13 protein-coding genes are annotated in these 13,953 nt (G+C 62.3%); 9 read left to right on the top strand and 4 right to left on the bottom strand.

The genetic code is table 11. The annotated features are described in order from the left end of the window. Positions 1 to 2: 2 nt before the first annotated feature. Positions 3 to 1,223, bottom strand: coding sequence for a YbfB/YjiJ family MFS transporter (locus tag QRN46_RS09050; protein WP_285354559.1), 1,221 nt, complete (start codon positions 1,221 to 1,223; stop codon positions 3 to 5). 111 nt (positions 1,224 to 1,334) lie between these two features. Here QRN46_RS09050 and QRN46_RS09045 point away from each other — a divergent pair, with 111 nt between their 5' ends. Then, positions 1,335 to 2,210: a LysR family transcriptional regulator gene (locus QRN46_RS09045; protein ID WP_285354558.1), complete on the top strand. Its 876-nt coding sequence runs from the start codon at positions 1,335 to 1,337 to the stop codon at positions 2,208 to 2,210. Between the two features lie 67 nt (positions 2,211 to 2,277). Here the strand turns inward: QRN46_RS09045 and QRN46_RS09040 are convergent, their stop codons facing one another. Beyond that, the gene (locus tag QRN46_RS09040; protein WP_064378885.1) at positions 2,278 to 3,000 is read right to left on the bottom strand and encodes a pirin family protein; all 723 of its coding nucleotides are present in this window, start codon (positions 2,998 to 3,000) and stop codon (positions 2,278 to 2,280) included. A 211-nt stretch (positions 3,001 to 3,211) separates the two neighbouring features. Between QRN46_RS09040 and QRN46_RS09035 the strand changes: the two genes are divergently transcribed. Next, complete coding sequence (locus QRN46_RS09035; protein ID WP_285354557.1) at positions 3,212 to 4,162, top strand: GlxA family transcriptional regulator; 951 nt, start codon at positions 3,212 to 3,214, stop codon at positions 4,160 to 4,162. 90 nt (positions 4,163 to 4,252) lie between these two features. Next, positions 4,253 to 5,725, top strand: coding sequence for an ATP-binding protein (locus QRN46_RS09030; RefSeq protein ID WP_285354556.1), 1,473 nt, complete (start codon positions 4,253 to 4,255; stop codon positions 5,723 to 5,725). On the opposite strand, the gene QRN46_RS09025 is transcribed toward QRN46_RS09030, so the two are convergent. After that, on the bottom strand, positions 5,687 to 8,473 hold the full coding sequence (locus QRN46_RS09025) for an ATP-binding protein (protein ID WP_285354555.1): 2,787 nt from the start codon (positions 8,471 to 8,473) through the stop codon (positions 5,687 to 5,689). The genes QRN46_RS09030 and QRN46_RS09025 overlap by 39 nt on opposite strands. Positions 8,474 to 8,806: 333 nt before the next feature. On the opposite strand from QRN46_RS09025, the gene QRN46_RS09020 reads away from it, so the two are divergent. Then, a complete protein-coding gene (locus QRN46_RS09020; RefSeq protein WP_064378889.1) occupies positions 8,807 to 9,376 on the top strand; it encodes a flavodoxin family protein in 570 nt (189 codons plus the stop codon). Between the two features lie 7 nt (positions 9,377 to 9,383). Here the strand turns inward: QRN46_RS09020 and QRN46_RS09015 are convergent, their stop codons facing one another. Further along, positions 9,384 to 9,785, bottom strand: a complete 402-nt coding sequence (locus tag QRN46_RS09015; RefSeq protein WP_064378890.1) for a helix-turn-helix domain-containing protein — start codon at positions 9,783 to 9,785, stop codon at positions 9,384 to 9,386. Between the two features lie 249 nt (positions 9,786 to 10,034). Here QRN46_RS09015 and QRN46_RS09010 point away from each other — a divergent pair, with 249 nt between their 5' ends. The 5 genes from QRN46_RS09010 to QRN46_RS08990 all read left to right on the top strand — a co-directional run bounded on the left by QRN46_RS09010 (position 10,035) and on the right by QRN46_RS08990 (position 13,942). After that, positions 10,035 to 11,018, top strand: coding sequence for an MBL fold metallo-hydrolase (locus tag QRN46_RS09010; RefSeq protein ID WP_285354554.1), 984 nt, complete (start codon positions 10,035 to 10,037; stop codon positions 11,016 to 11,018). 45 nt (positions 11,019 to 11,063) lie between these two features. After that, a complete protein-coding gene (locus tag QRN46_RS09005) occupies positions 11,064 to 11,987 on the top strand; it encodes a LysR family transcriptional regulator (RefSeq protein ID WP_011333412.1) in 924 nt (307 codons plus the stop codon). A 317-nt stretch (positions 11,988 to 12,304) separates the two neighbouring features. Further along, on the top strand, positions 12,305 to 12,676 hold the full coding sequence (locus QRN46_RS09000) for a DUF6124 family protein (protein ID WP_285354553.1): 372 nt from the start codon (positions 12,305 to 12,307) through the stop codon (positions 12,674 to 12,676). A 230-nt stretch (positions 12,677 to 12,906) separates the two neighbouring features. After that, positions 12,907 to 13,323 carry a DoxX family protein gene (locus QRN46_RS08995; RefSeq protein WP_074687718.1) on the top strand — a complete coding sequence of 139 codons (417 nt, stop codon included), beginning with the start codon at positions 12,907 to 12,909 and terminating at the stop codon, positions 13,321 to 13,323. Continuing rightward, positions 13,316 to 13,942: an antibiotic biosynthesis monooxygenase gene (locus tag QRN46_RS08990; protein WP_011333415.1), complete on the top strand. Its 627-nt coding sequence runs from the start codon at positions 13,316 to 13,318 to the stop codon at positions 13,940 to 13,942. The genes QRN46_RS08995 and QRN46_RS08990 overlap by 8 nt, the downstream gene beginning before the upstream one ends. Positions 13,943 to 13,953: the final 11 nt, after the last annotated feature.

The following is a 13,953-nucleotide window of genomic DNA, read 5'->3' as shown; positions in this document are numbered from 1 at the left end:
CGTCATTCGGCGCAGCAGCGTTGTTCGACGGAGGAGGGCAGCAATTTCATGGCGTACTCAAGTATCAGAGCGATCAAGATGGCACCGCCGGCTATCACGAAGAGCAGCGCATGTTGTCCGCCCGTGGCGTTGAACAGCGCCGAATAGGCGAAGCCCGCCAGCGCCTGAAACGTGGCGAACGACACCGTGGCCCGGCTCCACGCCACCTGTTGGCGATGGTGATCCGGCACCAGCTCATGCACCCGAGCCAATGCCAGCGGCACAATGCCCGGTGGAAATGAACCAAGGACCACCGCCAGCAGCGCCAACGCCAGGAACGAATGCGAAACCGCCAGCAAACCCAGGGTGATCGCCTGCACCACCAGCACCAGACGAATGCCGGTCCGCGCGCCGAGATGATCAGCGAGAAAGCCATAACTCACCGGGCCGACGATGGCGCCCAGACCGTACATGACCCAGATCAGCGCGCCGACGTGCGCCCCGGCACCCAGGCCACGGGCGACGTAATCCACCAGAAAGACCATGGCCGGTACCAGCCCGGCGGCCATGAACGCGTACTGGGCAAACAGCAGATAAACAGCAGGCGGTGTTGGTTCTGCCGGTTCCACCTCAGCCGTTGCGGTGGTTGCATGGGGCAGCTCCGAAGGCCAGCCGAACCAGCTCAATGCCGTCAGTGCCAGCGACAAAGCGCCCAATCCCAGCCACGTTGCTTGCAAGCCCAGGCTCAACAGCAGCGGAACGATCGTCCCCGAGCCGGCGATGCCCAGACCGATGCCGAGGAAAATCGCGCCACTGGCCAGACCTTTGCGTGCGACGGGTACATGGGGCAGTACGGTCGCGGCCACCAGCACCATGATCGCGCCGCCCGCGATTCCCGACAGCAAGCGCCAGCCGAAATACCAACTCACCGACACGGGGTACGCACAGGCAAAAAACGCCACGGTCACCGCCAGCATCATCAGTCGCAAGGCGTTTCTCTGGGTGAGCCGGCGTGCCAGCGGTCGGCCGAGGAGGGCGCCGATCAGGTAACCGACCAGGTTGGCCGCGCCGAGATAGACCACATCATGGGCGGAAAACCACTGCGCCTGAATCAGCGAAGGGATCAGCGGTGTGTAGGCGAAACGCGCCAGACCGATGCTGACCAGGCTGGCGCAGAGTCCGGCGAAGATCGCCAGCCAGACACTTGTGTCCGGACGTTCGGGCGAAGCAATTGAAGTGTGCATCACGGCAATCCTTTGAAAGGTTTATGGCGCCCAGCATATCGGCTATCGTTGCTGCGTTAATGCAGCGAGTTTGCGTGGTTGTGATGCGTTTATGCATCAATGGAGAACGGTATGAACTGGGATGATGCAAGGGTGTTTCTAGCGGTCTGCCGCGAGTCGACGTTGCGCGGGGCCGCGCGCGTGCTGGGCGTGGATCAGGCGACGGTCGGGCGACGCATCACGGCACTGGAAAAGTCGCTGGGCGCGACCTTGTTCCTGCGCACCTCCGAGGGCTATGCACTGACGGCAGTCGGCGAAGCGGCACTCAAGTCGGTGGAAAAAATGGAGCATTCGGCGCTGGAGCTGGAGCGGCGTATCCAGGGCCTGGACGACCGCCTGACCGGCAGTGTGCGGGTCAGCACCACCGATTCGCTGGCCATCGACTTTCTGATCCCGGCGATGGCGCAGTTGCACGAACAGCATCCCGACGTGCGCGTGCAACTGGACGCCTCCACACAGATCCTCAGCCTGGCCAAACGCGAAGCGGACATCGCCGTGCGCAATACCCGTCCGGACAATCCGGACTTGATCGCCCGGCGCATCGCGCGTTGGCCGGTGGGGCTGTTTGCCTCGCAGGCTTATGTCGACAGCCATGGCGTACCGGCACCGGGCAGTTCGTTCGAGGGCCACGATCTGGTGGTCTACCAGCCGTATCTGCAGGGCAACAAGGATCTGACCCTGGTGTCCGAGCCCATGACTCGCGGGCGGATCGTCGCCGGTCTGAGTTCCAGTCTGCTGGTGCGGCGCTCGATTGCCGCCGGTCTGGGTGTAGGAGAAATCCCGGTCTACATGGGCGAGCGTGATGGTCTGGTCAGGCTGTGGCCGGAACGTACGCGGCCGTTACCTTATGAAGTGTGGCTGGTGACCCATGCGGATTTACGCCACACCGCGCGGGTCAGGGCGGTGATCGAACACATCGTCGAGGCCTTTATGTCGGAAAACGAGTAGTTGTTCTGCCAATAAAAAAAACGGCCTTCAGTGAAGGCCGTTTTTTGTGGGCGCAGAAACCTGCGCCTCATGGCATTTCCGGCAGTTCCTGCGGCCGCAGGTCAAACACCAGGACTTCGGCATCCTGGCCATTGCTCAGGGTCAGTGCCTGTTCTTCACGAACCCTTACGCCGTCGCCTTCCTTCAACTGCATGCCGTTCAATTCCACGCTGCCGCGAGCAACGTGCACATAGGCGTAGCGGTTGGCAGGCAGCTTGAGGGTGGCGCTTTCCTGGCCATCGAAAAGCCCGGCATACACCCGTGCATCCTGCCGTACTTTCAGCGAGCCGTGACTGCCTTCGGGCGAAATGATCAGTTGCAGGCGACCGCGTTTTTTCTGTTCGCTGAAGTGCTCTTGCTGGTAACGCGGTTTCGCGCCGCTGACGTCCGGCACGATCCAGATCTGCAGGAAGTGCACCGGCTTGGTCGCCGAATGGTTGAATTCGCTGTGGGCCACGCCGCTGCCGGCGCTCATCAGTTGTACATCGCCGGGGCGGATCACCGAACCGGTGCCGAGGGTGTCCTTGTGTTCCAGCGCACCTTCGAGCACATAGGAGAAAATCTCCATGTCACGGTGCGGGTGCTGGCCGAAGCCTTTGCCAGCGGCGACGCGGTCATCGTTGATGACCAGCAGGTCGGAGAAACCCTGTTCACGCGGGTCACGGTAGCTGGCGAAGGAAAAGGTGTGGAACGACTTCAACCAGCCATGATTGGCCAGACCACGGTCGGAAGCTTTGCGAAGGGTCAGCATGATGAAATCTCCTTTCAGGACGTTGATTCGTCCGAGTGAGGAGAAGGTTACTGGTTACCCTGCGATGCAATAAGTAGATGAAAATTGAAATACTGTCCCTTTATGGTTGACAGTTGTGTGGGCTGGATCACGCATTCTTTTCCAACGATTTCGCCTGTTCCGGCCATAATGCGCGAACTTATGACTTTGCATGGATTTTGGTGATACCCCCATGAAGACCGTGGCCATGGTGCTGTTTCCCGATTTTCTGCTGCTCGACATGGCCGGGCCGCTGGAAGTGTTTTCGGTTGCCAACCGCTACCTGAAACCGCAATCCCACTATCACCTGACCACCCTGGGCACCGGGCGCGGGCCGTTGCGTGCGTCCAATGGCGTGCTCGTGCACACCGATCGGCACATCGACGAAGCCGATGAGCGCTATGACTTGCTGCTGGTACCGGGCGGCCCCGGCGCCTACAACGAAAAACACCCGCCGTTGCTCGCCTGGCTGCAAGGCGCGGTCACGCGCGCCGGGCAATATGGCTCGATCTGTACCGGCGCCTTCGTGCTGGGCCATGCCGGACTGCTCGACGGCTATCGTGTGACCACTCACTGGAATTACACCGAACGCTTGATCAAGGGCTTTCCGAAGGCAAACGTCGCGACCGATCAGATTTTTATTGAAGATCGCAACCTGATCACCTCCGGAGGTGTCACCGCCGGGATCGATATGGCGTTGGCGGTGGTGGCTCGCGATCATGGCAAAAAAATTGCTCAGGACGTGGCCAAGGTGCTGCTGGTCGTCATGAAACGTCAGGGCGGGCAAGCGCAGTTCAGCCCGTTGATGGCGGCAGTGGCGCCCCAGGAAACCCCGATCACCCGGGTGCAGAACCATGTGCTGGAGCACCTTGAAGAAGCTTTTACCGTCGAGCGCATGGCAGGGCTTGCGAACATGAGTGCGCGGCATTTTGCCCGGGTGTTCGCTCGCGAGGTCAACATGACGCCCATGGAATTCCTGCAAAGTGCGCGCATCGATTGCGCGCGCAATCTGCTGGAAACCAGCGATCTGCCGTTGAAAACCGTGGCCTACAAAAGCGGTTTCGGCAGCGTGCGGCACATGCGTTTTCTGTTCGGCGAAAAGCTCGGGCTGACCCCGACGCAGTATCGCGAACAGTTCAGCTAGAGCGGTTCTGTCCGTTCCGGGCATCCGGATGTCCGTGCTGGACCCCGCGTGGTGGTTGTACCGTCATCGAGGCCTGCGAAGATAACGGACATGAACAGCCTCAACGAATTGAACTCGGCGTCGGTCCTGCGTTTCGGGCCGTACGCCTTCCATTTGCGCCAACGGCTGATCCTCGAAGGGGATCGGCAATTGCGCATGGGCGGTCGTGCGCTGGACATTCTGCAAGTGCTGGTCGAGCGCGCCGGCCAGGTGGTCAGCAAAGAACAATTGATCGCGCTGGTGTGGCCGACCTCGGTGGTCGAGGAGATCAACCTGCGGGTACACATCGCCGCGCTGCGCCGGGCCCTCGGAGATGGTGAAAACGGTCAGCGCTACATCGTCAATGTGCCGCAACGCGGGTACAGCTTCGTGGCTCCGGTGCAGGGCGACAGTGTCACCCAAGTGGTGTTCGAAAACCTGCAAGCGCCCCAGCACAATTTGCCTGCACGACTGACGCCGGTCACCGGGCGCGATTCATTGGTCGGCGGTCTGGTGCGGCAACTGCCGTTGTCCCGGCTGCTGACGGTGACGGGGCCTGCCGGTGTCGGTAAGAGCACCGTGGCGCTGCGCGCAGCGGAACTGCTGCTGCAACATTTTCGTGACGGCGTGTGGCAGGTGGATCTGTCGCTGATCGATGAAAACATCCCGCTCCTCGATCACTTGCTGAAAACCCTCGACCTCGATTTCCCCACTCTGGCAGCGCGCCATGCCTTGCTGGTGCTGGACAACTGCGATCACCTGCACCAGGCCTGCCGGAGCCTGCTGCAAACATTGCTTGATGCCGCGCCCCGTCTGTCGATCCTTGCCACCAGCCGCGAGCCGTTGCGTCTCGCTCTGGAAGTCCTGCAGCCGCTGGCGCCCCTGACCCTTCCCAAAGCTTCGGCCCTCAACAGTGTCGCCGAGGTCATGGGCTATTCGGCGGTGCAGCTGTTTGTCAGTCGTGCCCGCGCCCGTCAACACGGCTTCAGTCTGCGTGAGCAGGATCTGGAAACGGTGCGCGATATCTGTCGCCGGCTCGACGGTCTGCCGCTGGCGATCGAGTTGGCAGCCGCGCAGATCGATGCGCTGGCGCTGGTCGGATTGCAGACGCAACTGGACCAAGGCCTGCAAGTCCTGAGTCACGGTCGCCGCACCGCCGTACCGCGCCACCAGTCAATGAAGGCTGCGCTGGACTGGAGCTATCAACGCTTGAGCGAGCAGGAACAGCGCGTGCTGCAACGCTTGTCGGTGTTCAAGATGGCATTCACCCTGGATGCCGCCATCGGCGTGATCAGTTGCGCGCAATTACCACCCTCGACACTGGTGGCTGTGGTCGAACAGCTCGCGGCCAAGTCGTTGCTGACCACAGATCGATCCAGCGGGACGCTGCGCTACCGAATGCTCAACATCACGCGCCGCTATGCCCGCGAACAGCTGGAGCAGGGCGGCGAACTCAATGATGTCGAGCGTCGGCACGCGCGTTACCTGGGCCGTACCCGACCCGTCTCAAGCGGCCGACTGACCGCGCAGTTCGTCGAGCAGTAAGCGCACTTTGCGCAAGTCCGGGGTGGCATAGCCTTCGGTGAAGCGCTGGTAGACCGGCGCCAGCAATTCGATAGCCTCACGATAACGCGACTGGCGCTGCCACAACTGTGCCAGCGAAGTCGCGCTGCGCAACTCCCAGGCCAGGGCACCTTGGGTCCGGGCAATCTCGAGCGATTGCTGCAAGGCGCTTTCGACCGTGTGATGACAGGGCGATTCAGCGGCCAGCAATCGCTCGGCCCGGGCCCGCAAAATTTCCGCAGTACTCCAGCCGGCCGCGCCGCTTTGTGCTCGTTCAAGCAGGGCATCGTCAACGAAGCCTGGATCCAGCGTGACCATGATTTCCCTGACCAGACCGCTGTCGGCGGGCGGGATGGCGGGGGATTTGTCGGCGTCGATCACCTGCGCGTAGTGCCGCGCCCACGTGTAGAACAGCAGCACCGAATGCTTCTGCGCCTGTTCGAGCAACAGTTGCAGCAGCGCCCGGGCGTTCTGTGTATCTCCGTTGTAATGGGCGATCAGGCACGAAGCGAGTGCCAGGGTGTAGCAGATCGAGGTGCCGTGATTGATCTGCACCGCGATGTCCAGCGCCTGCCGTGCTGTACGCCAGGCTTGCTCGGGGAAACCTTGCAGCCACAGCACACGGGCAAGGACGGTCAGCGAAGCGACGCTCTGGTCGTATTGCACGCCGAAACCGTGAGTGAAGCGGTTGAGGTGGCCGCTGTGGGCCATGCGCTGAATGACTTGCTCGGCGTGGATTCGCGCCTGGTGCTGATCGCCGGCGTAATGCAGCGCGAGCACCCGCAAGCGGTGGGTACTCAGGGACAGCTGCGCATCGCCGTGCACTCCGAGGCTTTCGAATTGCTCGCTCTGCTCCAGCGCCATCCGGTAATGCCCGCAACTGAGATTGACCGCCATGTGCCCCGACACGGCGCGCAACTGACCGGCCATGTCGTCGTGCTGTTGTGCCAGCAGCCGGGCGCTGACGAAGGCCTCGATGGTTTCCGGCGTGCCGCCCCAGGTGTGGTAACAGGCGCTGCCCAGGGCCAGTTTCAAGGCGATTTCCAGTCGCGGGCAGGGCTCGTCGGATGAAGCCAGCAGCGCCAGTGCCCGGCGCACATGAACGCCGTACTCCTTGAGCAAGGACAGTTCCTGCCACAACGGCGCCGAGGTCGCCGTCAGTCGAACGCCGAGCGCGCGCGAGCCTTGGTCATTCAGCGTCCACTCAAGGGCCGCCCGCAAGTCTTCAAGGCCACGGGCGTAACGCTCGATCCAGACTTCAGTCGCCGTGTTCTCCCAATCGGCCTGGGCCTGATACATCAGCGCCAGGCTGCGTTCGGCATGGCGTTCGCGGGTTTCGCCGAGTTCGGCGGCCTGGTCGAGTTTTTCCAGCGCATAGCGGCGGGTGGTGTCGAGCAGGCGATAGAACACTTCTTCATCGCCGACCTCGACGTTGAGCAGCGACTTGGCGACCAGTTGCGTGATCGAAGCGAAGACTTCGTTCGGCTCGATGTGCTGACCGACGATAACCGCCGCCGCCGATTCCAGCGTGAACGCGCCACGGAATACACCCAGTCGGCGCAGGCCGGTCTGTTCGCAGGCATTGAGCAGATTGAAGCTCCAGTCCAGCGTAGCGCGCAGGGTTTCATGCCGACCGAGGCGAGTCTGGTTGCCAGCCGGCAAACGCCCCTGGAGCTGACTCAGCAAACCCTCCAGCCCAAGACCCGCGACCTGCGCAGCGGCCAGTTCCAGTGCCAGCGGGATGCCGTCCAGTCGCCGACAGATGTCGATGATCAAGGGCAGGTCGGCATTACCCGGCTCAAAATGTTCGTGGGCCGCCATCGCCCGTTCGACGAACAACTGCAGCGCGGAGAATTCCATCGCCTGATCGCGATCCAGCACCGCAATCGGCGGCGGGCAGTCGAGGGATTCCAGGCGCTGCACATACTCGCCCTCGGCACGCAGGCTTTCGCGGCTGGTGGCCAGAATGTGCACCTGCGGTGCGCCGCGCAGAATGTTTTCACTCAGCATCGCCACGGCGTCGATCAAGTGCTCGCAGTTATCGATCACCAGCAGCATCTGCCGCTCGCGCAGGCTGTTGATCAGGCAGGCCATCGGTTCACTGTCGTGCAGCGAAAGGTCCAGCAGGGCGGCGAGGTGCGAGCAGATCGAGCCCGGATGTTTGAGCGGGGCCAGATCCAGCAGACGAATACCGTCGCGATAACGGCCGATCAGTTGCTCGGCGACACGCAGGGCCACGGTGGTCTTGCCGATGCCGCCGGGGCCGACCAGGGTGATGCAGCGCTGGCGCGGCAGTTGCGTCATCAGGCTGTCGACCACCGACTGGCGCCCGATCATCCGCGTGCGGCGCAGCGGCAGGTTATGCCGGCCGAGGTTGGCGGTGGTGGGACGTTGTTCAATCGATTGCAGCACGACCGGCGCGACGAAACTGTATCCGCGCTGCGCCACCGTGACGATGTAGCGCTGCCCGGCCTGACCGTCGCCGAGGGCCTTGCGCAGCGCGGCCATGTGCACCCGCAGATTGATGTCCTCCACCACGCTGTCGGGCCAGACTCCGGCGATCAACTGCTGCTTGCTCACGACCTCGCCGGCATGGGCCAGCAGGATCAGCAGGATGTCCATGGCGCGCCGGCCCAGGCGCAAAGGCTGGTCGCCTTCAAGCACCAGCCGCTGGCCGGGGTGGATCCGATAGGGGCCGAAACCGATGGCCTGATTCGGGGAAAGACTCAACCGCTCACTCCTTCGACGCTTTTTATGATCCTGATCCGTCAGGGTGAAGAATCCGTGACGGGCAGGGCGAATAGAGGCTTGAGGGGCACGCAAGCCGTCTGATCCGCAGTATCCGAGCATATTCCTCAGGATTTGACGCCAGCGCAACTTTCGCGAAGGACTCGGGCCTTTGCATCACTCGGCATCCAGTACCGTCACCACTGTATTCAAAGGCCGGAACCCGTGCCGTTTTGCCCGATAGCCGGGGAAAATTAACAACGATTAACTCGTCCGCGTCGGCTTCAGAGCCAAAACTCCACGGCAATGGAATGCATACGTCCGGAGGACGCTGCGATGAGCAAGGTAGTAGTGGTTTATCACAGTGGCTACGGGCACACCCGCGTCATTGCCCAGGCTGTGGCCCAAGGTGTGGAGCGCCACATGGGCAGCACCTGCCTGTTGCTGGCGGTAGAAGACGTGGAAGCCCACTGGGATGACCTGCATCGCGCCGACGCCATCATCTTCGGTGCGCCGACCTACATGGGCAGCGCTTCGGCGGCGTTCAAGCAATTCATGGAGGCCACGGCCTCGTTCTACCTCGCCCGGCCGTGGCGCGACAAACTCGCGGCGGGCTTCACCAACTCCGGCAGCCTGTGCGGCGACAAGCTCAATACCTTGCTGCAAATGGCGGTGTTTGCGGCCCAGCATTCGATGATCTGGGTCGGGCTCGATCTGTTGCCGGCGCGTGCGTGCGCAGGTGTTTTCGACGGGCAATTGAATCGCCTCGGCAGCTCCCTCGGCGCCATGTCCCAGTCCTGTGTCGAGCAACCGCCCGAGCAGGCGCCGCCGCTGGAAGACCAACAAACCGCCGCGCACCTGGGCGAGCGGGTGGCGCGACTGGCCCAGCGGATGGCTCGAGGGTGAAACCGCCTCAGCGGTTTTTCATGACCTGACAACGCCACGCAAACGGGTTGATCCCTTCGCTGCGGGTGAAGATGTGGCAGAAGTGCGCCTGATCGCAAAAGCCGCACTCCAGGCTGATCTGCGTGAGGCTGTGGTTGGTGTGTTGGATCAACTGCTTGGCTCGGGCAATGCGCTGGGTGCGGATCCAGTCTTGCGGCGAGTACCCTGTGCTGCATTTGAACGCCCGGGAAAAATGGCTGCGCGAGAGTGCGCAGGCATTGGCCAGTTCGGTGACTTCAAGGCTGTCGCCGAGGCGTTCGAGAATCAGCTGTTTCACCAGCCGTTCCCGTTGCGGGCTGAGGCCGCCAGTGCTGGGCTTGCGGGGTTCGCTGGCAGGGGCGAGGGCGACGGTTTGCTGTGAGTGAGCCATGGCCAAGGTCCGTGTCGGTGGGGAACGCACGGTCAGCGCTTTCCCTCAGGTCAAAAAAACAACGCTGCGCAGAGGGATTCATTGTTTGGCGAGGGGCGGGTGCTGACGAGTTAAACGTTGTTAATTCCACCGTCGGCTGCAACTCAGCACACCGCTGCAAGTCCCCATGACGGGAACCGGGCAGGATGGCGACGATTGGGGGCGGGCCATAAGGGGCCGCAGAATCGGGCTCGGGCGAGGGGCATGCAGATGAAAGATTTGGTACGCGGCGTAATCGGCTTGGCGTTGGTCGGTGTGATGTCCAGCGCCATGGCGCAGGCACCGCAGGTCGGCACGCAGGCGCCGGGTTATTTCCGGCTGGCGCTGGGCGATTACGAGGTGACGGCGCTGTTCGACGGCTACAACGATTTGTCGCCGAAGCTGTTGCAAGGCATGAGTCAAAGCCAGATTCGCGCGCTGCTGGCCCGGCGCTCGATTGAAACGCCGGGCGTGCAGACCGCGTTCAATGCGTTCCTGGTCAACACCGGCAAACAACTGATTCTCGTGGATACCGGCGCGGGCCAGTGCATCGGCGCCACCGCCGGCCAGCTCTCGGCGAACATGCAGGCAGCGGGTTACAAGCCTGAGCAGGTCGACGCGATTCTGCTGACGCACCTGCACCTGGATCACGTCTGTGGGCTGGTCGACGGCCAGCAACGGCCGATCTTTGCCAATGCCACGGTTTATGCAGCCAAGGCCGAAGCCGATTACTGGCTCGATCCGCAGGCCGAGGCCAAGGCGCCGGCCGGTGCCCGGGAGTTTTTCAAGATCGCCCAGGATTCCACTGCGCCTTACGTGGCGGCCGGGCGCTTCAAGACGTTCGCAGAGGGCCAGTCCCCTTTGCCGGGTGTGGTCGAAGCCACACTGGAAGCCGGGCACACGCCGGGCAGCACCACCTACCGCTTCACTTCGCAGAACCAGAGCATCGTGTTCATGGGCGATCTGGTGCATAACCTGGGGGTGCAGTTCGATCATCCGGAGGTGTCGATCCGCTTCGACGTCAACGGTCAGCAGGCGATCAAGAGTCGTACCGCCGTGTTCAGTGCAGCGGCGGCCAGCAAGACCTGGGTCACGGCCGCGCACTTGCCATTCCCGGGCATCGGCCACATCACGGCGGTCGACAAGCACTTCCAGTGGGTGCCGGTTGAATACGGCCCCTACAAACGCGCGGCCAAAGTGCCGCTGATCGAGTAAAGTTCCCACCTTTCACGTCAGGCTAAAACAAGGAAAACGTGCCCCATGAACCGTAACGATCTGCGCCGCGTCGACATGAACCTGCTGGTGATTTTCGAAGCGCTGATGTTCGAAAAGAACCTGACCCGCGTCGCCGAAAAACTGTTCATGGGCCAACCGGCGGTGAGCGCGGCGCTGGGGCGTCTGCGCGATCTGTTCGATGATCCGCTGTTGCTGCGCAATGGCCGGGGCATGGAGCCGACGGCGCGGGCGCTGGCGATTCTCCAGGAGCTGCAACCGGCGATGGACGTGATTTCCGGCGCGGTCAGCCGGGCCAAGGAATTCGATCCGGCGACCAGTTGCGACGTGTTTCGCATCGGCTTGTCGGACGATGCCGAATTCGGTCTGTTCCCGCCGCTGCTGCGCCAGTTGCAGGAAGAGGCGCCGGGGATTGTCGTGGTGGTACGTCGCGCCAATTACCTGCTGATGCCGGGGTTGCTGGCTTCGGGGGAAATCTCTGTCGGCGTGAGCTACACCACCGATCTGCCGGCCAACGCCAAACGCAAGAAATTGCGCGACATTCCCTGCAAGGTCCTGCGTGGCGACAATCGTCCGGGCCCGCTCACGCTTGACGAGTATTGCGAGCGCCCGCATGCGATGGTCTCGTTCTCCGGAGACCTGAGCGGCAACATCGACATGGACCTGGCCAAGGTTGGCCGCAGCCGCCGTGTGGTGCTTGGTGTGCCGCAGTTCAGTGGATTGCGCGCGCTGCTGGCGGGCACCGAGATGATCGCCACCGTGCCGGATTATGCGGCGTGTGCGTTGGTGGAAGGGTGTGCGTTGCGGGCTGAAGATCCGCCGTTTCCGATTGATGCGGCGCAACTGTCGATGGCGTGGAGCGGGGTGCATGACAACGACCCGGCAGAGAAATGGCTGCGTTCGCGGATCAGTCAGTTCATGTCGGTGACGCTGGATATTCCGGCGGTTTAGCGCGGTGTTGAAAGGCGTTTAAGGTTACTTCCGGTAAGCCACAACGCCTTGCGCCTTTGCCTACGTGTACGCCAGAATCCGCCGGCTTGTGCGCCTTGGGGTTGGGTCTTATCGTTTCCGGGTCGCTGACGAATCAGCGATCGGGTCTCGCAGCCCGCGATCTCTGGACGCACAACATCCTCCGGTTTTATGGCGGCTGTACGTGGGAGACCCTCGGGTCTGCCGGTTCTAGAGTCCCGGTCTGCGACCCGCGTATGGCTGCCACCCCTTCGTATCGCAGCGAATCGTGGCAGCTCAATGACTCTGGAGATGCAAGCATGATCAAACCCACGCCAAACCCGCCTGAAACCGACACAACCTCGCCCTACGAAACCCTCGACTCCAAGAAATTCCACGAAGCCGCCGAGCGCGCCCTCGACCATTACCTCAATCCGCTGCTCCCCCGAAAACCGCTGCTCAAACCCAACACCCGCTACCTCATCGCCCCCGGCATCGACAGCGAAGAACTGCTGGCGGACGCCTGCGAAACCCTGACTTCGGCCAAAATCATGGCCACCGACTTCGCCGGGCTGGTGGACGGCCCGCAGCGGCATGTGCTGCTGGGGATCGCGCAATTGATCATGCTGGGTGAGCTGGCGGTGAACCGGGCGCTGGATAATCTGGAGTTGAAGACTGAGGCGCCGCTGTAGCCTGCTCAGTTTCACTGATCGTTCCCACGTCGAGGCGTCGAACCGTCCGCGTTGGAATGCAGCCCGGGACGCTCCGCGTCCCAAAGAGCGGACGCAGAGCCTCCATTGAGGCATTCCCACGCAGAGTGGGAACGATCGACGGTGGTCTCAAAAAGAGAGCACACCCATCCAATTTCCCCCCCGGTCAATCGTTGCACCATTGCCTGCAATGATTGATCAAGGGTGGGCCCATGAACGCTGTACAACGCAATGACCAGGCGCAAGATCTCGGCCTGCTGTTTCTGCGGGTCGCCGGCGGACTGTTTCTGCTGTTCGTCCACGGCTTGCCCAAGCTGCTGGACTTCACCGCGCAGCTGCAACTCATCGAAGATCCGTTTCACCTCGGTGCCCACCTCACTTTGATTCTGGCGATCTTCGCCGAAGTCCTCTGTCCGCTGCTGATCGTCGCCGGGGTGCTGGCGCGTCTGGCGTGCTTGCCTATTCTCTTTGTGCTGCTGGTGGCGCTGCTGCTTGTGCATCCGCAATGGAGTGTGGCCGAAGGGCAGTTCGGCTGGTTGCTGTTGATCCTGTTTACCACTGTTCTGATCGCCGGGCCGGGACGGCTGGCGCTCAATGTTCGTTTGCCCGGAGTGCTCCGTTATGCCTGATGCCCAGACCCCGAAAAAACCGGGACCCGAAGAAACCGTGACGCTGATCGTAAAGCACCGGGTCAAGGCCGGTTTCGAACAGCCGTACGAAGCGTGGCTGCGCAATATCGTCAGCGTGGCGGGGCGCGAAGAAGGGCATCTGGGCGTGGACGTGATGCGCAGCCAGCAGGGCGGGCTCGCGCTGTTCACCTGCGTGCTGCGTTATTGCTCGACCGACGCGATGCAGCGCTGGCTCGACTCGCCGCAGCGTCAGAAACTGATCGATGAAGCCGCGCCGATGCTCGCCGACGGCGATCAGACCGAAGTCAACGCAGCCAACGAATTCTGGTTCACGCCGACGGCCGAGGCCGGATCGCCGCCACCACGCTGGAAGCAGGCCGTGGTGACGCTGCTGGTGATCCTGCCGCACACCTTGCTGGTGCCGCTGATCTGGGGGCCGTTGCTGCAACTCAATGCGTTCCTGTCCAACTACGTGGTCGCCACGTTCCTGATCACCCTGACCATCGTGGTATCGGTGGTCTACGTGTTCATGCCGCCGGTGACCCGTCTGTTCGCGCCGTGGCTGGAAGCCGGTCAGTCACACAAACACCTCGAATCCAATGCCAATCCGCCGCGCTGAAGCGGCGGGTC

The organism is Pseudomonas sp. lyk4-R2A-10 (assembly GCF_030209075.1).
Lineage (GTDB): Bacteria > Pseudomonadota > Gammaproteobacteria > Pseudomonadales > Pseudomonadaceae > Aquipseudomonas > Aquipseudomonas glycinae.
Note: the sequence above shows the minus strand (reverse complement) of the source record. Positions and strands in the feature narration are given on the sequence as shown.

Bases quoted from the DNA above. Each gene is read 5' to 3' on its own strand.
- QRN46_RS09000 (WP_285354553.1), top strand. From the start codon at position 12,305: ATGATCAAACCCACGCCAAACCCGCCTGAAACCGACACAACCTCGCCC.
- QRN46_RS08990 (WP_011333415.1), top strand. From the start codon at position 13,316: ATGCCTGATGCCCAGACCCCGAAAAAACCGGGACCCGAAGAAACCGTG.
- QRN46_RS09035 (WP_285354557.1), top strand. From the start codon at position 3,212: ATGAAGACCGTGGCCATGGTGCTGTTTCCCGATTTTCTGCTGCTCGAC.
- QRN46_RS09030 (WP_285354556.1), top strand. From the start codon at position 4,253: ATGAACAGCCTCAACGAATTGAACTCGGCGTCGGTCCTGCGTTTCGGG.
- QRN46_RS09015 (WP_064378890.1), bottom strand. From the start codon at position 9,785: ATGGCTCACTCACAGCAAACCGTCGCCCTCGCCCCTGCCAGCGAACCC.
- QRN46_RS09010 (WP_285354554.1), top strand. From the start codon at position 10,035: ATGAAAGATTTGGTACGCGGCGTAATCGGCTTGGCGTTGGTCGGTGTG.
- QRN46_RS08995 (WP_074687718.1), top strand. From the start codon at position 12,907: ATGAACGCTGTACAACGCAATGACCAGGCGCAAGATCTCGGCCTGCTG.
- QRN46_RS09045 (WP_285354558.1), top strand. From the start codon at position 1,335: ATGAACTGGGATGATGCAAGGGTGTTTCTAGCGGTCTGCCGCGAGTCG.
- QRN46_RS09050 (WP_285354559.1), bottom strand. From the start codon at position 1,223: ATGCACACTTCAATTGCTTCGCCCGAACGTCCGGACACAAGTGTCTGG.
- QRN46_RS09020 (WP_064378889.1), top strand. From the start codon at position 8,807: ATGAGCAAGGTAGTAGTGGTTTATCACAGTGGCTACGGGCACACCCGC.
- QRN46_RS09040 (WP_064378885.1), bottom strand. From the start codon at position 3,000: ATGCTGACCCTTCGCAAAGCTTCCGACCGTGGTCTGGCCAATCATGGC.
- QRN46_RS09005 (WP_011333412.1), top strand. From the start codon at position 11,064: ATGAACCGTAACGATCTGCGCCGCGTCGACATGAACCTGCTGGTGATT.